The following is an 18,157-nucleotide window of genomic DNA, read 5'->3' as shown; positions in this document are numbered from 1 at the left end:
AGAAGCGCCCGGCGCGGCAAAGTGAATTTATCGACGCAATGCCTCGCAGCGCTCGCGTAAAAACACCTGCAGCACCTTGACCCGTTCCGACACCTGCACCCGGTGCGGGCACAACAGATTGAACGGCACACTCTCGCCATGCCAGTCATCGAACAGTGTCATCAGTCGCCCGGCACGCACGTCTTCGGCCACGTCGAGCCAGGCCTTGTAGGCGATTCCGTGCCCGACGAGGGCCCAGCGGCGGGCGACTTCGCCGTCGTCGCTGAGGTAGTCGCCGCGTACTTCGACCTCGACGGTTTCGTCTTCGCGATGGAAGCGCCAAGTGTTGTAAGGCCGACCGTTGCGCAGGTAGAGCAGGGCGCTGTGCTCGCTTAAATCGGCAGGGTTTAACGGTGTACCGTGACGTTCCAGATACGCGGGGCTGGCGCAGGCCACACGCCGATGCTCAGGCAGAATCGGCAACGCCACCAGCGTCGAATCACTCGGCACGCCGAAGCGCAGCGCCACGTCCACCGTTTCGCGAAACAGATCCGCATGCCGGTCATTGAGCAGCAATTGCAGTTGAATGTGCGGGTGCTCGCGCTTGAAATCGTCCAGCCACGGCAGCAACACATTGCGCCCGAAGTCCGACGGCGCCGCCAGTTGCAGCACGCCGCTCAAGCCTTCGGTCTGCTGCTTCAGTGCCTGCTCGCCCTCGGCCAGTGTCGCCAGCGCCAGACGCACGCTTTCCAGATAGCGCCGGCCTTCTTCGGTCAGGCGCATGCTGCGGGTGGAGCGGGCGAAGAGGCGTATGCCGAGGCGGGTTTCCAGGCGTTTCAACGCGATGCTGGCGGCTGCCGGCGTCAGCTCCAGCGCCCGAGCGGCGGCGGAGATGCTGCCGGAGTCGGCGGTGCGGACGAAGATTTCCAGATCGAGGATTGAGCTCATTAGTAAAAATCCGTTGAAGATCCTTGGCGTTTTGCGGGATTTTTCCGGGATTGGCAAGCGCAGATACTGAAATCCTGAATAACCGCAGGAGACAGACATGACGTGGACATTTGATCATCTTGCTTTCAACACCGCTGACGGTCAGGCGCTGCAGGACGCTTTTGGTGGGTTGTTGGGATTGACGCCGGGGCGCCGGCCGCCGTTTCCGTTTCCCGGGCGGTGGTTGTATCAGGATGGGGAGGCGTTGGTGCATGTGATTGAGCAGCCTTTGTCCGAGGACGCTGCTTTGAGCCACATCGCGTTTCGTACTGATGAAGACGCGGCGGTGGTTTTGAAGCGGGTGCAGGGCAGTGGGTTGCCGTATCAGGTGGCGCAGGTGCCGGAGGACGGGGTCTGGCAGATTTTTGTGCAGATGCCGGGGGGAGTGGTTCTTGAGTTGGACGCGAAATCGGGTGGTTAGAATCAAGAGCGCCCTCACCCCAGCCCTCTCCCGGAGGGAGAGGGAGCCGAACGAGGTGTTCTCACAAGTTACGCCGACGTGAAATACCGAGTTGAACTCAGGCTTAGAAAAACACACCTCACGACTTATACCGACGTGGGATATTGAGTCGAACGCCGGCCTTGAAAAGCACCGAGATCGGCTCCCTTTCCCCCTCGCCCCCCCTGGGGGAGAGGGCTGGGGTGAGGGGGTAGGTTCTCAAGTACACCGCAGTGTTTAAACCATGCGTTTAAAGGACACTTCCAGACACGCACCCAGGCTACACAACCTTGCGCCGTTGCCTACGACTAAGCCAGAATCCGCCGGCTTGTGCGCTCAAGGGCCGGGTTTTATCGTTGTCCCGTCGCTGAAAAGAACAGCGATCGGGTTTGGTAGCCCGGGTCTTTAAGTGCAGAGTGCTCCATTTTGTAGAGTCTTTTGTCTCTGTTTTATGGTGGTCATTCGCAGGGCACCTTCGGGTGCGCCGTTTCTCCTAAGGCCCGGTCTACCAACCTGCGTCTGGCCACCACCATCGTTTGGTAGCGAGTGTGGTGGCTCCAATAAGCGCCTTAGGAGTTTCACCATGATCAAACCAACACCCAACCCACCCGAAATCGATACAACCTCACCCTACGAATCCCTCGACTCCAAGACCTTCCACGAAGCCGCCGAACGCGCCCTCGATCACTACCTCAATCCGCTGCTCCCCAGAAAACCGCTGCTCAAACCCAACACCCGCTACCTAATCGCCCCCGGCATCGACAGTGAAGAACTGCTGGCCGACGCCTCTGAAACTCTGACTTGCGCCAAAACCATGGCCACCGACTTCGCCGGGCTGGTGGACGGCTCGCAGCGACATGTGCTGCTGGGGATCGCGCAACTGATCATGCTGGGGGAATTGGCGGTGAATCGGGCGCTGGATAATCTGGAACTGAAGGCTGAAGCGCCGCTGTAGCCAGATCTAAAAGAAAAACGGCCCGTAATGGGCCGTTTCTGTATTTCGACTAATGCTTAAGCCCGCAACGTCCGCGTCATCCGCAACGCCAGCAAACTCCCGCCAACAATCACACCCGCCAACAGATAAAGCGCCGCATCGGTCGACCCGGTGCTGTCCTTGACCCAACCCACAAGGTAAGGGCTCAGGAACCCGGCCATCTGCCCCATCGAGTTGATCAACGCCAACCCACCCGCCGCAGCGCCCGCGCTCAGCATGGCCGTCGGCACCGGCCAGAACATCGGCAGACCGGTCAGCGCGCCCATGGTCGCAATGGTCAGACCGAGAATCGCAATCGCCGGATTCGCCGCGAAATTCACCGCGATCAACAGGCCAATCGCGCCCATCAACATCGGCACCACCAAATGCCAGCGACGTTCCTTACGCAAGTCCGCCGAGCGACCTACTACCAGCATGAACACGGCGGCCAGCAGGTAAGGAATCGCACTCAACCAGCCAATCACCAGGTTGTCGCTGAAGCCGAGGTTTTTGATGATCGACGGCAGCCAGAAGTTGATCGCGTACACGCCGCTCTGGATGCAGAAGTAGATCAGGCCAAACGCCCAGATGGCCGGGTTCTTGAACACGGCGATCAGCGAATCGGATGTGGTTTTCGGTTTGTTCGCCAGGTCTTCTGCCTGATCCGCTTCCAGCACCGAACGCTCATGTGCGGTCAGCCACTTGGCGTTGGCGAAGTTGTCGCTGAGCAGGAAGTAGGCGAGTGCGCCCAGCACCACGGTTGGAATGCCCTGCAGCAGGAACATCCACTGCCAGCCGGCCAAACCACCCTGGCCGGCGGCGAAGTGGTTGAGGATCCAGCCGGAAAACGGGCTGCCGAGCAGGCCGGACACCGGGATCGCCGACATGAACAGCGCCATGATCCGGCCACGGCGGAAGGTCGGGAACCACTGCGAGAGATACAGCACAACACCCGGGAAGAACCCGGCTTCAGCCGCGCCGGTGAACAGGCGCAGGGTGTAGAACCCGGTCGGTGTGGTGACGAACAGCAGGCAGGTCGACAGCGTGCCCCAGGTGATCATCATCAGCGCGATCCAGCGCCGTGGGCCGAATTTGGTCAGGGCCAGGTTGCTCGGTACGCCGCACAGCACGTAGCCGATGAAGAAGATACCGGCACCAAGGCCGTACACGGTTTCGCTGAATTTCAGCGCGTCGAGCATCTGCAGTTTGGCGAATCCAACGTTGACCCGGTCGAGGTAGTTGAACAGGTAGCAGATGAAGATGAAGGGGATCAAACGCAGAGTGATGCGTTTGTAGACGGCATTTTTATCGTCATCGATGGTCTGGGCGGCAGCGGCGCTCTGCGACATGGCGGCTCTCTCTTTATTATGATTTTTTGCGATGCAAAGGGTAACGTTGATCGCCCTGAGAGTCTCGGCCACCTTTGGCCGGATTGTCTTTGTGCCTGAGCACAGGGTTTGCTGCCAGACCCTGTGCGGGTGAACAACCGTCCGCGCCTGTTTTCAAGGATTCCAGCCCTTATGTTCGAACTCGATCACGACCTCGCCCAGGATATCGTCGACCGGGCCATGGCCATTTTGCCGTACAACGTCAACGTCATGGACAGCCAGGGGCTGATTCTCGGCAGCGGCGAGCCGGAGCGGATCAACACCCGCCACGAGGGCGCGCAACTGGTGCTGGCCAACGGGCGGGTGGTGGAGATTGACGCGCAGACGGCGGTGCATCTGAAAGGCGTGCAGCCGGGGATCAATCTGCCGCTGTTGCTCGATCAGCGTTTGATCGGCGTACTCGGCATCACTGGCGAGCCGGAGCAACTGCGTACTTACGCCGAACTGGTGCGCATGACCGCTGAAATGCTGGTGGGCCAGCGCAACCAGCAATCCGAGCAGCAATGGCGGCGGCAGCGTTGCGATGACTTGCTGGCGTTGCTGTTGAGTGAAGCGGGGGATTCGCCAAGGTTGGTCGACGAGGCCCAGCAACTCGGGCTCAAACCGCAACTGACGCGAGTGCCGTATCTGTTCGAGCTGGGTCTGGAACACGGACCGGGGCAAACCGTCGAGGCGCTGAGTGCCTGGCTGACGTCGCGTTATCCCGACAGTTGGTGCGTGAGTTCGGCCAAGTCGTCGCTGCTGTGGTGCCGGCCGGCGAGTCAGAACGTTGAGCATGATCGACTGCTGGAAAAACTCGATGGCCTGGGCTGGAACATCCTGCGCATTGCCGTCGGCGGGCAGGCCGATGGGCTGGCCGGGCTGCGACGTTGCTATCGGCGGGTCGGCGATTTGCTCGCCTATGGCCGCGAAGTACTGCCGCGCTCACGGCTGCTGACCCTCAATCGCTACCGTTTGCCGGTGATGCTCTGGCGCCATCGCAACGATGATGCACTGGATGAACTGCTCAAACCGTTGCGCAAAGTCATCGCCAAAGACAGCAACGGCCAGTTGCTCGCGACTTTGCGCAGCTGGTGCGATCACGACGGGCAGAGCCAGGCCTGCGCCGATGCCTTGGGCATTCACCGCAACAGCCTGCGTTACCGGATGGAGCGGATTGCCGAGTTGAGCGGGGTCGATCCGCTGAAACTCGACGGCATGCTGGCGTTGTATCTCGGGGTGCAATTGCTGCCACAGACCGACGATTTGTCGAAATGAACAATAAACGCCTGCGCCACTTGTGCAGCGGACAGGCGTCAACCGGCAAGGCGACTGGCAGCATGAGGGCATTGGAACTGGAGAATTCGCATGAAAATCGTCATCGCCCCCGATTCGTTCAAGGACAGCCTGTGTGCCCAAGGCGTTGCAGAAGCCATTGCGCTGGGCCTGGCGCAGGTCTGGCCGCAGGCGACGCTGGTCAAGTGTCCGATGGCTGACGGTGGCGAAGGCACGGTGGAGTCGATTCTCGCCGCGTGCGAAGGCGAACTGCGCCGCACCCGCGTGCGTGGCCCGTTGGGCGCAGCAGTTGAAGCTGCATGGGGCTGGTTGCCGCACAATCACACCGCAATCATCGAAATGGCTGAAGCCAGCGGCCTGCAATTGGTGCCGCCGGGGCAACGCGATGCGTGCATCAGCAGCACGTTCGGCACGGGTGAGCTGATCCGCGCTGCGCTGGACGCTGGCGCGCAAAGGGTGATTCTGGCCATCGGCGGCAGCGCCACCAATGACGGCGGCGCCGGCGCGATGCAGGCGCTGGGCGTGAAACTGCTGAATGCTCAAGGGCAAGCTCTGGTGCCGGGCGGATTGGCGTTGGCGCAACTCGCACGTCTGGACCTGAGCGAACTCGACCCGCGTCTGGCTCACGTCCGTTTCGACATCGCCGCTGACGTCAACAATCCACTGTGCGGCCCCCACGGCGCTTCGGCGATTTTTGGCCCACAAAAGGGCGCATCACCGGCGCAAGTTCAACAACTGGATCAGGCCCTCGGCCACTTCGCCGGACTCTGCGCGCAGGCGTTGGGCAAGGACGTACGCGATGAACCGGGCAGTGGTGCCGCAGGTGGGTTGGGCTTTGCCGCCAAAGCGTTTCTCGGCGCACGCTTCCAGGCCGGTGTCGAAGTCGTCGCAGAACTGGTCGGACTGTCCGACGCAGTGAAGGGCGCAGATCTGGTGATTACCGGAGAAGGGCGCTTCGATGCCCAGACCCTGCGCGGCAAAACTCCGTTCGGCGTCGCGCGGATCGCCAAGCAACACGGCGTACCGGTAATCGTCATTGCCGGTACGTTGGGCGAGGGCTATCAAGCGCTCTACGATCACGGCATCGACGCTGCATTCGCGGTCACCAGCGGCCCGATGTCCCTGGAACAAGCCTGCGCCGAAGCCCCGCGCCTGTTGCGTGAACGTGCAACAGATATTGCTCGCGTATGGGGTATGGCAGCTCCAGCCTGACCTGTCAGTCATCATCTGAAGCGAAGGGTGTTTCACCGCTGAAACACCCGCAACACTTTGAAAAATATTTCATCTTTCCCCGCAAACTTCCTCAAGCCTGGCCGATACAGAAGTCAGGCGCACACAAGACTTCTTAAAATAGTGACGCCGGACTGAAGCCCGCCCCAAGGGCCAGTGATCACGGCATGGACGCTCGTAGTTTCAATCATCCGAGAGTCCTCCTATGTCCTTGCGTAATCTGAATATCGCGCCCCGTGCCTTCCTCGGTTTTGCTTTTATTGCCTTGCTGGTGATCGTGCTTGGCGTGTTCGCCGTCAACCGCATGTCGATCATCCGTCAGGCTTCCCTGGAGATGGACTCGACGCAGTTGCCAAGCGTCACCCAACTCGCCGTGGTCACGGAAAACGTCTTGCGTCTGCGCATTCTGTCGTTCCGCATTCTGGTCAACCGCGAACCGGCCGGTTTGCAGGAAGCCCAGACCCGCATCGGTGTGCTGGTGGACAAGGTGCGCGCTGCCCAGGCCAGTTACGCAGTCCTGCCGGCCGGCCCGGAGGAACGCGCGTTATATCAGGAGTTTTCGACGACTCTCGACAACTATGTGCAAGCGCAGAACCAGATGATGGAGCTGTCGCGCCAGGACAAACTCGACGAGATGCGCGCCCTGATCAACACGAAGATCAAGGACGGCACCGACAAGATGGGCGAACAGCTCAACAAGCTGATTGCAATCAATGCCGCCGACGCGAAGACCGCTTCCACTCAGGCGGGTGAGTATTACAACAGTGCCATTACCGGCATTGTCGCCGTGGCCGTGATTGCCGCGTTGCTGACCGTGCTGTTGGCCTGGCTGTTGACCCGCAGCATCGTCACCCCGTTGAACCGCGCGGTCGCTGCCGCGCAAACCATCGCCGGCGGCAACCTGACCAAAGTCATCGAAATCGACGGCAAGGACGAACCGGCGCGCCTGCTTGAAGCGCTGGCGGCGATGCAGACCAACCTGCGCAAAACCATCGAACAAATCGCCGGCTCCGCCACGCAGCTGGGCGCTGCTGCCGAAGAACTCAGCGCCGTGACCGAAGAAGCGTCCCGTGGCCTGCAACAGCAGAACGACGAAATCGAACAGGCCGCGACCGCCGTCAACGAAATGACCGCTGCTGTGGAAGAGGTCGCACGCAACGCGGTGTCGACTTCCGAAGCCTCGAACCAGTCGACCCACGCTGCCCGTGAAGGTCGCGACCAAGTGGTGAAAACCGTCGATGCGATCCAGACCATGACCCACGACGTCCAGAACACCGCGCAAATGATTGAAGGCCTGGCCGCTCAGGGCCGCGACATCGGCAAGGTGCTGGACGTGATCCGCGCCATCGCCGAACAGACCAACCTGCTGGCGCTCAACGCTGCTATTGAAGCCGCGCGTGCCGGTGAAGCGGGACGCGGATTCGCGGTGGTAGCGGACGAGGTTCGCGCCCTGGCCCATCGCACCGCGCAGTCGACCCAGGAAATCGAAAAAATGGTCGCCGGCATCCAGAACGGCACCGGCGAAGCGGTCGAGTCGATGCAACAGAGCAACCAGCGCACTCAGTCGACTCTGGAAATGGCCCGCGCCGCTGGCGTGGCGCTGGAGCAGATCACCCAATCGATTCACCAGATCAACGAGCGCAACCTGGTAATCGCCAGCGCTTCAGAAGAACAGGCACAGGTGTCCCGCGAGGTCGATCGCAACCTGGTCAACATCCGCGACCTGGCCACCCAATCAGCTGCCGGCGCGAATCAAACCAGCGCCGCGACCCACGAACTGTCGCGTCTGGCGGTGGATTTGAATGCGATGGTGGCGCGCTTTGTGATTTGACCTAGGGTGAAGGCTGGAGACCGCGCAATCAGGAGACGTACATGCGCTATTCAGCCTTGACCCAACGAATCGCCGGGGAGGGAGCAGCAGCCTGGCGGATTCACGACCGAGCGCTGGAGCTGCGCGCCGAAGGGGTCGATGTGTTGCTGCTGTCGGTGGGTGATCCGGATTTCGATACGCCGCTGCCGATCATCCACGGCGCCATCGACAGCCTGTTGGCGGGCGATACCCATTATTCCGAAGTGCGCGGCCGGCTGGAGTTGCGCAGGCGCATCGCCGAGCACCATCGGCAACGCAGCGGCCAGGACGTCGATGCCGAGCATGTGATCGTACTGCCCGGCGCGCAATGCGCGGTGTATTCGGTGGCGCAATGTCTGCTGGATCCGGGGGATGAGGTGATCGTCGCCGAACCGATGTACGTGACTTATGAAGGTGTGTTCGGTGCTTGCGGAGCTACCGTGGTGCCTGTTCCGGTTCGTCCGGAAAACGGCTTTCGCGTCGATCCGGCGGATGTCGCGACGCGGATCACTCCGAAGACACGGGCCATGTTGCTCAACAGTCCCAACAATCCTTCCGGTGCGAGCCTGTCGTTGTTGATCTGGCAGGAGCTGGCGGCGTTGTGCATTCGTCATGACCTGTGGCTGATCAGCGATGAGGTCTACAGCGAATTGTTATACGAAGGCGAGCACGTCAGCCCGGCGAGCCTGCCGGGCATGGCCGAGCGCACCGCGACCATCAACAGTCTGTCCAAATCCCATGCGATGACCGGGTGGCGGATCGGCTGGATGATCGGGCCGAAACCGTTGGCCGAGCATCTGGTGAATCTGTCGCTGAGCATGTTGTTCGGTCTGCCGGACTTTGTGCAGAAAGCGGCGCAGGTAGCACTGGAGAAAGATCTGCCGGAAGTGACGCAGATGCGCGAGGAATACCGGTTGCGTCGGGATCTGGTGTGCGAGCGGTTGCGTGGTTGTCCGGGGTTGTACCCGATCAAACCGGATGGCGGGATGTTCGTGATGGTCGACGTGCGCCAGACCGGGCTCGGCGCGCAGGATTTTGCCGAGCGATTGCTGGAGGGGTATGGGGTTTCGGTGCTGGCGGGTGAGGCGTTCGGGCCGAGTGCGGCGGGGCATATTCGCATCGGGCTGGTGGTGGATAGAGTAAAACTGGCGGATGCGTGTTCGCGGATTGCACTGTGCGCTGCGCAGCTTCTCCAGGTGCGCAGCGCCTGAGGGTTTCCTCCTGATCGTTCCCACGCTCCGCGTGGGAATGCAGCCCGGGACGCTCCGCGTCCCTTCCAGAGCTGGAACGCGGAGCGTCCCTTGAGGCATTCCCACGCAGAGCGTGGGAACGATCATCAGTGGAGAGAATTCACCAGGTTGGCGGGTTTTTCACCGGCCAACGCCGCCAACAGATTCTCCACCGCACACCGCGCCATCGCCTCGCGCGTCTCATGGGTCGCCGAGCCCATGTGCGGCGTCGCCACCACGTTGTTCAGCTGCAACAACGGCGAGTCATGATTCAGCGGCTCACGCTCGAACACATCCAGCCCCGCCGCGCGAATCCGGTTATGGCGCAAGGTGTCGATCAGCGCGGCCTCATCCACCACCTTGCCCCGGGAAATGTTGATGAAGATGCTGTCCGGCCGCATCAGCGCAAACTGTTCCGCGCCAATCAAACCTTCAGTCTGCGCCGTCAACGGCAAGGTCAGACAGATGAAATCCGCCTCCTGTAACAGATTTTCCAGGCTGCGGTACTGCGCATCAAAACGTTCTTCAACCGCCGGTTTGCGCGACTGGCTGTGATAGATCACCGGCATCCCGAACCCGAAATGCCCGCGCTGCGCCAACGCCTCGCCAATTCGCCCCATACCGATGATGCCCAGCGTCTTGCCATGCACATCGGTACCGAAATGCGCCGGGCCGATGCTGCGGTGCCAGTGACCGCCACGCACCATGTTCGCCAGTTCCACCACGCGCCGGGCAGTGGCCAGGATCAGTGCGAAACCGGTGTCGGCGGTGGTTTCGGTGAGCACGTCCGGGGTGTTGGTCAGCATGACCTTGCGTCGGGTCAGGTAGTCGATGTCGTAGTTGTCGACGCCGACCGAGACGCTGGAAATCGCTTCGAGCTGCGGCGCCAGATCGAGCAGCGCCGCGTCCAGTTTCAGGCTCGCGCCGAGCAAGCCGTGGGCACCGGGCAGGGCGTCGCGCAGTTTCATCAGGCCATCGGCGTCGAGGCTGTCGATCAGTGTCACATCGACCTGTTCCTCAAGACGCGCCATCAATTGCGGCGACAGTTTCTTGTACAGCACAACCTGCTTTTTCATCGCAGTCATCTCTCTATCAATTCAGGAATGAGCCGGCTGCGGACGCGGTGCGACGCGCTTGGCCGTCACCCGGTCGCTCGCGCCGGGTTTGAGAAAAATCGTCAGCACCACCGAGAGCATCAGCGCGCCGCTCATCAACAGGTACGAAGCGCCGGGCGAACCGGTGGAGCTGTTCAGGTAACCGACCAGATACGAACCGCCGAAAGAACCGAGGGCGCCCATGCTGTTGATCAGCGCCATGGCGCCACCGGCGACGTTGGCCGGCAGGATCTCCGGGACGATGGCGAAGAACGGCCCGTACGGCGCGTACATGCAGGCGCCGGCAATCACCAGCAGCGTGTACGACCACCAGAAATGCTCCGCGCCCAAGGCGTAGGAGCCGTAGAACGCCACCGAGGCAATCAGCAGCGGCGGCCAGACGAAACGTTTGCGCTTTTGCAGTTTGTCCGAGCCCCACGACACCAGCAGCATGCCGATCACTGCCGCCAGATACGGCAGCGCCGACAGCCAGCCTGCCTCGATCATGTCCATCTGCGCGCCGGCCTTGAGGATCGACGGCAGCCACAACACGAAGCCGTAGACGCCGATGCTCCAGCAGAAAAATTGCAGCGCCAGAATGATCACCTTCGGCGAACGGAAGGCTTCGGCGTAGTTCTTCACCGCTTTGATGCCGACCTGTTCGGCCGCCAGCGCGCTTTCCAGATCGTGCTTTTCCTGCTCGCTGAGCCACTTGGCCTGGGCCGGACGATCATCGGCGAGCTTCCACCAGATGAATGCCCAGAGCACCGCCGGCAAGCCTTCGATGATGAACATCCAGCGCCAACTGAAATGCTGCACCAGATAGCCCGAAACCACCGACATCCACAGCATCGTTACCGGGTTGCCGAGGATCAGGAAGGTATTGGCCCGCGAACGTTCGGCGCGGGTAAACCAGTGGCACAGGTACACCAGCATCGCCGGCATCACCGCCGCTTCGACCACACCGAGCATGAAGCGGATGACGATCAGCCAATAGGCGTTGGAGACCACGCCGGTCAACGTGGCGAGCCCGCCCCAGAGGATCAGGCTGACGAAGATCAGCTTCTTGACGCTGTGCTTCTGCGCGTAGATCGCGCCGGGCACCTGGAAGAAAAAGTAGCCGAGGAAGAACAGCGCGCCGAGCAGCGAGGACAGGCCCGGGGTGATCATCAGGTCGGCGGCCATCCCGGACGCGGCGGCGAAGCCGTAATTGGCGCGGTCGAGGTACGCCAGGCTGTAGGTGATGAACACGATCGGCATGATGTACCACCAGCGGCGGGTGGCGAGGGTTGCGGTTTTCATGGTCTTGCTCCTGAGCTTGTTGTTTTTGTCGCAGCAGGTTCAATGGTTTATTGCTTGCTCGTTCCCACGTCGAGGCGTCGAACCGTCCGCGTGGGAACGCCTCCGGGGACGCTCGGCGTCCCATGTGACGCAGAGCGTCACGAGCTGCATTCCCACGCAGGAGCGTGGGAACGATCAGCGGTGAGTTCGGATCGGGTCGGCAAACCCTCCATGTCGCCACGGCTCTGCACCGCACGACTGCCAATCCAGTTGGCGCGTCTGACGGCTTCGGGAAAACTCTGATGCTCCAGCAGGGCGCTGATCATCCCGACCGCAAATCCATCGCCGGCACCGACCGTATCGACCACGGTTTCAACCGGCACCCCGGCGACAAAACCCTGATCCAGATGCGTGCGGTAATACGCACCCTGCGGCCCGAGCTTGATCGCCACTGCTTCGGCACCCTGATCGAGATAGAACGCGGCGATATCCGCCGGATCTTCAAATCCGGTCAGCAGCCGGCCTTCGCTCAACCCCGGCAACACCCAGTGGGCGAGGGCGGCGAGGCGGTTGATCTCGCGGATCATCTCTCGCTCGCTGGCCCACAGGCTCGGGCGCAGATTCGGGTCGAACGAGACGCTGCGCCCGGCGTTGCGCATGCGGGTCATCAGTTCACGGGACATTTCCCGGGCCGATGCGGACAGCGCCGGCGGAATGCCAGTGGCGTGCAGGTGTCGGGCGCTTAATAACGTCGGGTTGATCGACTGCGATGACAGATGACTGGCTGCCGAGCCGCGACGGAAGTATTCGACCGTCGGATCGCTGCCGTCATCGTTGCGCGACTTGAGCTGAAAACCGGTCGGGTGCGCGTTGTCGACTTCGACATGGCTGCAATCCAGGCCTTCGCGGGCCAGGGTTTCGACGACAAATCGTCCCAGCGAATCGGCACCGACACGGCTCAGCCAGGCCACCTTGAAGCCCAGTCGAGACAGTCCGATGGCGACGTTGCTGTCGGCCCCGGCAATCCGCTTGTGAAACTGCTCGACGGAGGCCAGATCGCCGCTCTGTTCAGCGACAAACATGGCCATGGTTTCGCCGAACGACAGAATATCGATCTCAGACATGAGCAGGCTCCAGGCGGGACTGGCCGAGGCGGGTGAGGGCGGCGACGTGTTCGGTGGTGAGTTGCACCAGGTCTTCGCCCTGCAACGGGTATTCGGCGGCGCGCATGACCCCTTGGGCCATGTGCCGCAGCAGTTGTTCCCACAGATGCAGGTCAGTGGCGGCGGGCGGCACCGCGACCAGTTTGCCGTCGGCACGGCGGGCCACGGCTTTGCAATGCACGTAGCCGACGTGACGGCCCAGCAGGCGTGCGGCACTGGTGGCGGACTGGTCTTGCCACTGCCAGTTGCCGATGTCGAACGTCATCTTGATCGGCAGGTTGTGTTGCTCAACGGCGGCGAAGAAACGCTGGAACGGTTCGATGCGGCCGCCGTGCAAGGTCTGGTCGTTCTCCACCAGCAGTTGTACCGGGCTTTGCGCAAGGATTTGCGCCAGCGTCTGCAGATCGTTGTTGTCAGTGAAGAAACCAAGGGAAACCTTCAGCCACCTCGAGCCGAACGCTTCGGCGTTTTGCAGCGCGGTGATGAGTTCCGGATTGGGCCGCGACTGACCGGCTAGCCACAGTTCGGTCGGTGAGGAATAGATGCTTTGCAGGCCTTCAGCCTGTGTGGCAGCGGCCAGTTGCTCGGGGACTTCGTTGGTCAGCAACTCTTCGCGCCATTCGATGCGATGGGCGCCGGCAGCGGCCAGCACTTCGATGAAAGAGCCTTGGCCGCGACGGCGAACAAGATCGGCGCCGTAGCTGGACAGGCTGATGGAAACGGCAGGTTTATTCATTGTTATCTACCTCTGAAACCGGTTTCATTTTTGTTCAAAAAATTTTGGGTGGCCCCGCAGGGCCTTATTCTGCCTTGCTGCGCGTCGAACCGCGCTCAATCAGCACCGGTGCAAAATCCAGCGTCCGCGCCGCTTCATCATCCCCACGCAACCGCTTGAGCAAGCACTCAAACGCCCGCGCACCAATCTCCTCAGTCGGCTGAGCGAGGGCAGTAATCCCGCTGCCCACCAACGGATACCAGTCCAGATCATCCAGCGCGATCAACCCGACATCCTCGAACAACCGGCCGCCAATCTCGCGCAAGGCGAGGGTGCAAGCCAGCGCCGCCACGCCGTTGGCGCAGAACAGGGCTTTCGGGCCCGAATCAGGTGCGTTCAAAAAGGTTTGAAGATCGTTCGCAAGACTCGAACCGGTTTCCAGCACCGCGCCACGCATGTCTTTGCGCTGACCAATCTGCTGCTGAAAACTGCTGACCCGCTCGATCCGCGAACTGGTGCCGTCATAGGGTTCGGTCACCAGCAGCACATTGCGATAGCCACGCTGCTGAAGATGTTCGAGCGCCATCTCGATGGCCTGCGGGTTGTTCAATCCGACCATGTCACTGTCGAGCCCCTCGACCTTGCGATCCACCAGTACCAGCGGCATTTCCCGCTTCAGCCCATCCAGCTCATCCCGATGATGGCCCAGGGTGTTCACGATCAGCCCTTCGATGTTGTACGAGCGCAGCAGCGCCAGGTGCTGGCGTTCCTGCTCGTCATCGCGGTCGGTGTTGCACACCACCAGGCTGTAACCGTGCCGGCGGCAGGCGGTTTCCACACCGTGCATCACGGCAATCGAATAAGGGTTGCGGATATCGGCCACCAGCATGCCGATCAGGCGGGTGCGGCCGCGTTTCAAACCACGGGCCATTTGATTGGGGCGATAGCCGAGTTCGGCAATCGCCTGCTCGATGCGCTGGGCAATGGCATCGGAGAGCAGGGCGCGGTCATCGCCGATAAAGCGCGAGACGCTGGCCTTGGACACGCCAGCGTGTTCGGCGACATCGAGCATGGTCACGCGGCTGCGCTGGGCGGCGGAGAAATCGTTCACGGTTGAAAAAGCCTTTTTATTGGAATTGTTCGAGTCAGCACGGCAAGGCTGAAACCGGTTTCAGATAACCGCATTAACCATCGCTTCGTCAAGCCCGAGAGGATCTGAATCAGAAACAGCTTAAGGTCAATTCCGACCAGCGGTCATCAAACCTGTCAGATCTGACAGTAGGCGAAAGCGCGGTTACTGCGTTTAATTTCTTCCGAAGCAAAGTGTTTTTTACGCCTCTGGAGAACAGTGGATGAGCGCCAAAAAATCCATCGGGACATTCGCCTTGCCGTTGACCATCGAAGGGGTGGGTGCCGACAAAGTGCTGCCTCTGGATGCGCATATCAACGGCGTCACACTGCGCATGTCGCCGTGGGTTGCACCTTCGATCATCCCCGGCAAAAGTGATTTGCTGGAGATCTGGATACTTGAGCCCGGGGCAATATCCGAGACGCGTTTCTACAACAACCTGTTTCCGGTTCCGGTGGTCTTTCCGGGCACGATCCACCTGCCTGCGCAGTACTTGCAACAGACAGGCGACATCACGTTGAGGTACCGGGTGACCTCCGGCGACACCAGTAATGAAGATGACTCGATACCGCAAGTGTTCATCCTCAAGCGCCCGGTTCCGGTCAAATTGAAAGAGGTGGTTTATCCCGACGCGAACCTTTGGGGCTGGCTCATGTGTTTAACATTCCCGGCGATCTGGGATGTGGTGGTCGTGCGGGTTCCGGCGCAACCGGGAACGTTTCTGGCGAATGATGAGTGCGTACTGAATTGGGAAGGCTGCACGAGCCTGAACGGTGTCAACCCAATTCCGGGCACAGCGCTACGAATTCGAAAAACGCTGTCGCAACAGGAAGCGACCTCTCCCCAAGGGTTCGATTTCAGACTCGACAGTAGCTACTACGTCCAATACATCAAACCGATCGAATTCGGATCTGCGATGTGCACCTACACCCACTACCGAAACGGTGTTGCGCTGGCCAGTTCATATCCGGAATTCGTGAAGATCGACAGGCGCCTTTCCGGGAAACCGCCTTGCGGTCCTTGAATCAAGCAGTCCAAAAAAGCAGTGAAAAGCGATAGATCCAACAAAACGTTGGCAGAACGTCAATCCCAGGAACACGCAGCCCGCAGTCGCGAAATTCTTCATTGGGAAACAACGTTGATGGTTCAACAACACACTCATCGATGGAGTTCACGAACATGAATATGCAGGCTAAAACGGGTGGTGGTGCTCTGGCGTTGCCGCCAACGATTGTGGATCAGTTGGCAGATGGTCGACTGACGTATCAACAACTGAAAGTTGATAAAAAAGTGACCTTTCAGTTGGCGGACGTTGATGACAAAACTCCGGATGGTGCGCACCAAATTCAACTGTATATCTTTCCGGAAGGGGCGCAGCTGATACCGGGAGATCCGACTTATTTAGTGGACACTAAGCTTAAAGCCAGCCAGCCAGGAGGTGACTGGACTTTTCCGGTCAGTTTTGACCGGACCGACACGCAGCTCAGTATCTTCGTCGACAAGTTCTCGGCTAGCGGGGATTACAACAAGTTTTTTGCAGCGTTCGTTATCATTGACGCATTCGGGAACCTCGACAACTCTCAACCGCATCTCGTGATCCTCATCGACCTGACTGCACAATGGCAGCGCCAACCCGGCACTGGCAATGGCACCGGCAATCGGCCGCCGCAGATCAGCCTGACAGGTTTGCCAACCCTCATCGATGACGCTTGGTTGAACAACCCTGCCAACGCTGGCGGCTTGAACATCACCATTCCAACGGGCTGGACAAAATTCGAACCAGGCCTTGATCTGGTCAACTTCTTCATCTCCCAACTCACCACATTCACCGGCATGCAAGGTGAGGGCGCTGTTGTTGTAGATTTGCCGGTGCGGCCTGACGGCGTTATCAATATTTCACTGGTCATTCTGCAAGCGTTGAAGGATGGCGCGTATTTTTACTCCTACAACCTAGAGGATGCCGCGGGCAATATCAGCAACAACGCACCCATCACGCTGCTGTTCAATCGGGTCAGCGCACCGGCCCCGGTGCTGGGTATTCCAAGGATTCCGGCGACCGGTATCAACGGTCAGACGCCCATTACGCTCGCATCATTCAAATCTGATCCAGATGCAGTGGTAATGGAGATCGATTTCCCGACCAACTCGTTGCAAGATGACCGAATCCTGCCGCATATCATGGATTCGAAGGGTATTGTCCATGATCTTGCGGAACAGACAATCCCGGCGCCAGGCACTGCCGGGCCGCTGAAATTCGTGATTGATTACGCCTTTTGGGCGGTGGTCTTCGGCGACCCTAACCGGGACACCGAAGAGCAGGTCGAGTACTGGTACGAATTGATTCGCTCGACGATTACACCGAATCCGGTTTCCACGCCTCAGCAATTTGCTACTGTCGATTTTGCATACGCCGGGGATGAGCAGCCGAACCTTCCTGAACTGGAAAACCCCAATGCCATCCCGGTGATCGTTCAGGGTGGCGGCACGCCTGTGCCTGCACCCAACACGCTTGGCCCGGCTCAGGCCGGTCTTGATGCAACCATGATCTGGAACTTGTGGACAAATCCTCTGCGGCCGATTACCGGTCGAGAAATCGTCACGTTCTTCTATCAGGGCAAACAAGTGGGTCAGCCTGTGGGCGTGCAGGTTGGCGCGACGAGGGTCACCACGCGATTGCCTTGGGCCGAGATTCTGTTGGAAGGGAACGGCACCGGCGCTACCGCGCGCGAGGCCTACATTGTTGTCTCCTACCCCGGCAGTTCAAACGCGATGACGCAGACGCCTGTTACGCGTGTCAACGTGACAGCGATCGTGATCAATCTGCCGGCGCCGAAGATTGTCGTTTCGGCTTTCAGAACCCCCACCGGTGCGGTGGTTCCCGAGAGCTTCTTGATGTCCGTCAACTGCCCGTGTCTGGATCACCCGGCTGTCGCGAACGGACCGATGCCGCCGTATGAGGCTACACGCAGACTGCGGATCAGGGTCGAGCGGGATGCCAACATCCCGACAGGTGCAACGGTTGCGTTAAAATTTGAGGGGCGGACGACCAACGGAGCTGGCGGGACGGTGATACCCAACACGCCATTCACAGATTCCAAGCCCATGCCTGCAACGGGCCCTCTGGAATTTGACGTGCCATACACCAATGTCCGTCCGATCCAGCTGCCGAGCCCCGGCCCTGGCCAGCGTCCGGCGACTCAATATGCGTACATCGAGTATGGGGTCAACGGCATTACAGCGTCGGTCATCGTCCCTGTCGCGCTCTTGAACTCGAGCCTGGTGTATTGCGACCAGAACCGTCCTTGATCGTGCATCAACAGTACTTCGAGTGAAGTTTCCTGCGATGGGGACGGCAGTCAATACCGTCCCCATCGTGGGAATCGAAGTCAGATACGGGTGCTCTTACGGGACAAGGGGATAAGTCGT

General features: G+C 60.3%; 15 protein-coding genes. 8 read left to right on the top strand and 7 right to left on the bottom strand.

The window, feature by feature from the left end:
• Positions 1–27 precede the first annotated feature (27 nt).
• Positions 28–927, bottom strand: a complete 900-nt coding sequence (locus tag GQX66_RS24240; protein ID WP_102718089.1) for a LysR family transcriptional regulator — start codon at positions 925–927, stop codon at positions 28–30.
• A gap of 97 nt (positions 928–1,024) precedes the next feature.
• Between GQX66_RS24240 and GQX66_RS24235 the strand changes: the two genes are divergently transcribed.
• Entirely contained in the window at positions 1,025–1,387 is a 363-nt protein-coding gene (locus tag GQX66_RS24235) for a hypothetical protein (protein WP_129973251.1), read from the top strand.
• 601 nt (positions 1,388–1,988) lie between these two features.
• Positions 1,989–2,360 carry a DUF6124 family protein gene (locus tag GQX66_RS24230; RefSeq protein ID WP_240871885.1) on the top strand — a complete coding sequence of 124 codons (372 nt, stop codon included), beginning with the start codon at positions 1,989–1,991 and terminating at the stop codon, positions 2,358–2,360.
• Between the two features lie 56 nt (positions 2,361–2,416).
• On the opposite strand, the gene GQX66_RS24225 is transcribed toward GQX66_RS24230, so the two are convergent.
• Positions 2,417–3,727, bottom strand: a complete 1,311-nt coding sequence (locus GQX66_RS24225; RefSeq protein WP_240871884.1) for an MFS transporter — start codon at positions 3,725–3,727, stop codon at positions 2,417–2,419.
• 171 nt (positions 3,728–3,898) lie between these two features.
• Here GQX66_RS24225 and GQX66_RS24220 point away from each other — a divergent pair, with 171 nt between their 5' ends.
• The 4 genes from GQX66_RS24220 (at position 3,899) to GQX66_RS24205 (ending at position 9,331) form a co-directional block, all read left to right on the top strand.
• Positions 3,899–5,023, top strand: coding sequence for a sugar diacid recognition domain-containing protein (locus tag GQX66_RS24220; protein WP_240871883.1), 1,125 nt, complete (start codon positions 3,899–3,901; stop codon positions 5,021–5,023).
• 90 nt (positions 5,024–5,113) lie between these two features.
• Positions 5,114–6,253, top strand: a complete 1,140-nt coding sequence (locus GQX66_RS24215) for a glycerate kinase (RefSeq protein WP_240871882.1) — start codon at positions 5,114–5,116, stop codon at positions 6,251–6,253.
• Between the two features lie 223 nt (positions 6,254–6,476).
• Positions 6,477–8,102: a methyl-accepting chemotaxis protein gene (locus tag GQX66_RS24210; RefSeq protein ID WP_134020213.1), complete on the top strand. Its 1,626-nt coding sequence runs from the start codon at positions 6,477–6,479 to the stop codon at positions 8,100–8,102.
• A 41-nt stretch (positions 8,103–8,143) separates the two neighbouring features.
• A complete protein-coding gene (locus GQX66_RS24205) occupies positions 8,144–9,331 on the top strand; it encodes a pyridoxal phosphate-dependent aminotransferase (RefSeq protein WP_240871881.1) in 1,188 nt (395 codons plus the stop codon).
• 125 nt (positions 9,332–9,456) lie between these two features.
• Here GQX66_RS24205 and GQX66_RS24200 read toward each other — a convergent pair whose 3' ends face one another.
• From GQX66_RS24200 to GQX66_RS24180, 5 genes are all read right to left on the bottom strand, one after another.
• The gene (locus GQX66_RS24200) at positions 9,457–10,425 is read right to left on the bottom strand and encodes a D-glycerate dehydrogenase (protein ID WP_240871880.1); all 969 of its coding nucleotides are present in this window, start codon (positions 10,423–10,425) and stop codon (positions 9,457–9,459) included.
• A gap of 21 nt (positions 10,426–10,446) precedes the next feature.
• A complete protein-coding gene (locus tag GQX66_RS24195) occupies positions 10,447–11,745 on the bottom strand; it encodes an MFS transporter (RefSeq protein ID WP_085745556.1) in 1,299 nt (432 codons plus the stop codon).
• A gap of 137 nt (positions 11,746–11,882) precedes the next feature.
• Positions 11,883–12,848: a sugar kinase gene (locus tag GQX66_RS24190; protein ID WP_129972956.1), complete on the bottom strand. Its 966-nt coding sequence runs from the start codon at positions 12,846–12,848 to the stop codon at positions 11,883–11,885.
• On the bottom strand, positions 12,841–13,623 hold the full coding sequence (locus GQX66_RS24185) for a TIM barrel protein (RefSeq protein ID WP_129972955.1): 783 nt from the start codon (positions 13,621–13,623) through the stop codon (positions 12,841–12,843). Before GQX66_RS24185 ends, GQX66_RS24190 begins: the two co-directional genes overlap by 8 nt.
• A 64-nt stretch (positions 13,624–13,687) precedes the next feature.
• A complete protein-coding gene (locus GQX66_RS24180) occupies positions 13,688–14,713 on the bottom strand; it encodes a LacI family DNA-binding transcriptional regulator (RefSeq protein WP_129972954.1) in 1,026 nt (341 codons plus the stop codon).
• A 241-nt stretch (positions 14,714–14,954) separates the two neighbouring features.
• Here GQX66_RS24180 and GQX66_RS24175 point away from each other — a divergent pair, with 241 nt between their 5' ends.
• The gene (locus GQX66_RS24175; RefSeq protein ID WP_085745560.1) at positions 14,955–15,755 is read left to right on the top strand and encodes a hypothetical protein; all 801 of its coding nucleotides are present in this window, start codon (positions 14,955–14,957) and stop codon (positions 15,753–15,755) included.
• 155 nt (positions 15,756–15,910) lie between these two features.
• Positions 15,911–18,037: a hypothetical protein gene (locus GQX66_RS24170; protein WP_240871879.1), complete on the top strand. Its 2,127-nt coding sequence runs from the start codon at positions 15,911–15,913 to the stop codon at positions 18,035–18,037.
• Positions 18,038–18,157 lie beyond the last annotated feature (120 nt).

Origin of the sequence: Pseudomonas sp. B707 (assembly GCF_022496685.1) — a bacterium.
GTDB classification, from domain to species: domain Bacteria; phylum Pseudomonadota; class Gammaproteobacteria; order Pseudomonadales; family Pseudomonadaceae; genus Aquipseudomonas; species Aquipseudomonas paraglycinae.
The sequence above is the reverse complement of the archived record's forward strand: the minus strand, read 5'-3'. Positions and strand labels throughout refer to the sequence as shown.